1 protein-coding gene is annotated in these 4,463 nt (G+C 58.1%); it reads right to left on the bottom strand.

Annotated features, from left to right (window positions below):
- On the bottom strand, positions 1-4,463 hold a 4,463-nt coding region (locus A1355_RS23670; RefSeq protein ID WP_157198013.1), incomplete at both ends, for a non-ribosomal peptide synthetase.

Raw genomic sequence — 4,463 nt, 5'->3', positions numbered from 1 at the left:
CGGCAAGCTGGCTTTGCTCGGTCTCGGTCAAAAGACCGATATTCAGCAACGGCTGTTCGGGTTGCGCCAGCCATTGCTCCAACAAACTCAAAAAGTGTCGGCTCAAGCGAGCTATCGTCTCGGACTCGAACAGCTCCACCGCGTACACCCAATTGCCGCTGATCAAGCCGGTTTCATCTTCTTCGGTGACCAGGCTCAAATCGAATTGCGCGGCATCCACCTCGCGGCCGATACGCTCTATAGCCAGCCCCGGCAAGGTCTTGAGCACGCTCAAGTCGCGTTTTTGATGGTTCATCATCACCTGGAACAGCGGATTGCGGTTCAGGCTGCGCTGCGGCTGCAACAGTTCGACCAAATGTTCGAACGGCAGATCGGGATGATCCTGCGCGGACAGCACGGTCTGCTTGACTTGCGCCAGTAACTGCAAAAAGTTCTGCTCGCCGCGACAATCGCCGCGTAATACCAAGGTATTGACGAAAAAGCCGACCACTGCTTCAGTTTCGATCCGGTTGCGGTTAGCAACCGGAATACCGATGCGCAGATCGGTCTGGCCGCTGTAGCGATGCAACAAGGCCTGAAATGAGGCGAGCAATACCATGAACGGCGTGGTCGATGTTTCGACAGCCAACTGTTTCAGGCTTGCGCTGACGGTCGCCGACAAACTGAAACTGAGCGCAGCCCCGTGGGCGCTGGATACCGCTGGCCGGACATGATCGACAGGCAATTCCAGCACGGGCTGTTCGTCGCCGAGTTGTTTAAGCCAGTATTGGCTTTGCCGTTCGCCTTCGCCTGCCGCCAGCCATTGCCGCTGCCAAACCGCGTAATCGGTATAGTTGATGGCCAATGCCGACAAACACGGTTGGCGCCGTTCCAACGCCGCCGCATACAAATCGGCAAACTCTTCCAACAGGCGGCCGACCGACCAGCCGTCGGCCAGCAAATGATGCAAGGTCAGCCATAATTCGTGGCGTTGCTCGCCGGTGGTGATCAAGGTCGCTCGCCATAAAGGCGCTTGTTCAAAATCGAAAGGTACTACCGCATCTTGTGCCGACCAAGCGGCCAACTCGACCGCCGCATTAGCGCAAGCGGTGAAATCGATCAGACGCAACGGTGTCGGGACTAGAATTTCCGCCACTTGCAACGGCTTGCCGTCCACGGCGATGAAGCGAGTTCGCAACATGTCATGGCGAGCCGTCAAAGTTTCAAAACTGCTTTTCAATGCGGCCAAATCGAGCTGTCCGGACAATCGCAAACCGCCGTTGATGTGATAGGCGGTGCTCTCCGGTTGCAGCTGCGCCAAAAACCATAACCGCTCCTGCCCATACGACAACGGCAGCGGCCCGTTTAACCCACAGCGCTTGATCTCGGTTTGCTTGGGCTCGACATTGGCTTCGACCTTGGGTTGACCGACGGCGTCCGCCAGTTCCGCTATGGTCTGTTTCTCGAACAACAGCTTCGGCGTCAATTTGACGCCCTGCTTGCGGGCACGGGCGATGATTTGCAAACTCAGGATCGAATCCCCTCCCAGCTCGAAAAAATTATCGGTTACGCCGACGGCATCGGTTTTCAATACCGTTTGCCAGATTACCGCCAGCCGAGCTTCAAGTTCGTTGCGCGGCGCCACGATTTCGCGCATCTGCTGCCGAGGTTTGGGCAAGGCCCTTCGGTCTACTTTGCCGTTCGCAGTCAGCGGAATCGCGTCCAGGGCCAGGATATGCGCCGGCACCATGTACTCCGGCAGCATATTCGCCAGTTCAGCGCGCAAAACGTTTACATCCAGCACAGCCTGCCGCTTGGGCACCACATACCCCAGCAGTTGCAGCCGGCCGTCGCAGTCATAGGCTTCGGCAAGCACCAAGGCATCGGCGACGCCGTTCAAACCGCGCAGGACGCGACCGATTTCGTCCGGCTCGATCCGGTAACCGCGGATCTTGACCTGATTATCCATCCGCCCCAGCCAAACCAGGCTAGCGTCGCGCAAAACCGCCCGATCGCCGGTGCGGTATACACGTTCGCCTTCGCGGAAAGGATTAGGCAAAAAGCGTTCGGCCGTCATACCGAACTTGCCGTGGTAACCGCGCGCCAGACTCGCACCGCCAATATACAGCTCGCCTGGCACATCGGCCGGCACCGGATTCAGATCGGCATCCAATAAATAGGCATGCACACCCGGCAAGGGGCTACCGACAGGTACGGTAGCGCCGGTCTGAACCGCAACGGCTTCGTGGGTCAACACGCCGACCGTGGTTTCGGTCGGGCCGTAATGATTGATGACGCGGCAATGCGGCTTCAGTTTGCGAACGGTTTCCAGCAAATCCCACGGACACGCCTCGCCGCCCAGAATCAACACCTGCTCGGGAAGCACATCGGCGGGACAGGCCGCCTGCAACAGGCCACGTAAATGACTGGGCACGATTTTCAAGACCCCGATGCGGTTATCGCTCATCATCTGTGCAAAACGATCCGGATCGGCGGTGCATTCGGCGGCAATCAAAGTCAACGACCGGCCCGAGCACAAAGCACCGAATAACACGGTGTGGCCAAGATCGGCCGCCGGCGTCGAAACCATCGCCATGGCGCAATCGTCCGGTAACGCCAGACGTTGTAATAACCCATACAGATATTGATTCAATGCGGCATAACTGACCGTAACCCCTTTGGGCTCGCCGGTGGAACCGGAGGTGTAGATGCGATACGCGGCCTGCTGTGAATGCAAATCGGGAGTTGTCAATTCGCTGGATAGTTGCGCCCAATCCAGCGTGTCCAGATTCACTATGCCGCAACCGCAAACCGCTAATTGTTTTACGCCAGCATGATCCGTGACGACGCAACCGGCGCCGCTGTCCCCTAGCAGTTGCGTCAAGCGTTGTTCGGGCAAGGCGATATCCAGCGGCAGATAAACCGCGCCAATTTTCAAGATCGCCAACAGGCTGATCGGCAATAGCGTCGAACGCTCGAGCAACACACCGACCGGTGATTCGCCGGCGACGCCCTGCGCCAACAACGCGTTTGCCAGCCGGTTGGCCGCCAAATCCAGCTCGGCAAAGCTGAGGCTGCGCTGTTCGTCGCGCACCGCTAAGGCATGCGGCTGACGCAAGACTTGAACTTGCCAGGCCGCCACCGGATTTGAAAACATCGGCGTCCATGGAGTATCGGACTCCAACACGCTTGGCGCGGTCGAGTCCAGCCGCACGTCAGCCAGTCGCATTGGCTCGGCGGAAATGATTTGTTGCAGCAAGAAGTGGAAGCGCCGCGCCAACAAGGTCATCGCACCCGGCTGAAACCGAGCTTGCTGACCGGAAAAGGTGAAATGCAAATGGCCGTTCAAACCGGCAATCAAACTCAGCGCATAGTTGTTACGGCCTCGGGTATGCTTCAATAGACCGCTGCCATCCTCGTCATTCAGCAACCCGACGTTCAGGCCTTGCATGGGTTGCTTCAATACCTCGTCCAGCGGATAGTTTTCGAACACCAAAATGGCCTCGAACAGACTTTTTGCGTCGCCAAAGGCGGCCAGACGCTGAATCTCCGGCAACGGGGTGAATTCATAATCTCGCATGGCGGCGGTTTGCGACTGTATGGCTTGCAGCCAAGCGCTCAGTGCCTGTATGCCGGCCAGCTCGACGCGTAGCGGCAAGGTATTGATGAACAAACCGGCCATGGCCTCGATTCCGGCCAGATCGGCCGAACGCCCCGACACGGTGACACCGAACAGCGCCGCTTCGCAACCCCCATGCCGCCCGAGCAGCAAGGCATACGCCCCTTGCAACAGCGTACTGACCGTCACGCCGTAGCGGCGCGCGGCCGCTTGCACGGCTTGCGTTTCGCTAACCGGCAAGCTGATCTCGACTTCTTCATAGAGCGAGGATTCAGTACCGTTGGAGCTTACCGCCAACGGCAACGGCGTCATGTCTTCGCAACCGGCTAGGCTATTGCGCCAGAAATCCAGCGCGCCACGCTGATCGCGGCCGTTCAACCAGCGCAGATAGTCGGCATAAGCCGGCACCGCCGGTAATGTTTTACCATGATAGCCTTGCATGACATCGCGCAACACCAAGCCCATGCTCCAGCCGTCCAGCGCAATGTGATGATGACTCCAAATTAGCCACCAGACCTCGTCTTCCACCCGGATCAGACTCAACGCAAATCCGCGCCGACCGGCAAAATCGAACCCCTGCGCACGTTCGTCGCGCAGACATTGCGCCAGCATTTTCCAACGTTCAGTAGACGGCATGCCGCGCCAATCGGCATCGAACAAATCGATGTTCCGGGTTTTGCAGACAATTTGCAGCGGCACATGGGCGTCTTCGAAACAATATACCGAGCGCAAGGCCGGATAACGGGCGATGGCCTTCTCCCAGGCGGCAATGAAAGCAGTCTCGTTCAAAGGACCCCGCAACGAGAACACCCGCTGATAGAAATACGGATCGTCATCACCGTGCTGCAAGGCATGAAACAAGATC

The organism is Methylomonas koyamae (assembly GCF_001644025.1).
In the GTDB taxonomy this organism is placed as follows: Bacteria; Pseudomonadota; Gammaproteobacteria; order Methylococcales; family Methylomonadaceae; genus Methylomonas; species Methylomonas koyamae_A.
Note: the sequence above shows the minus strand (reverse complement) of the source record. Positions and strands in the feature narration are given on the sequence as shown.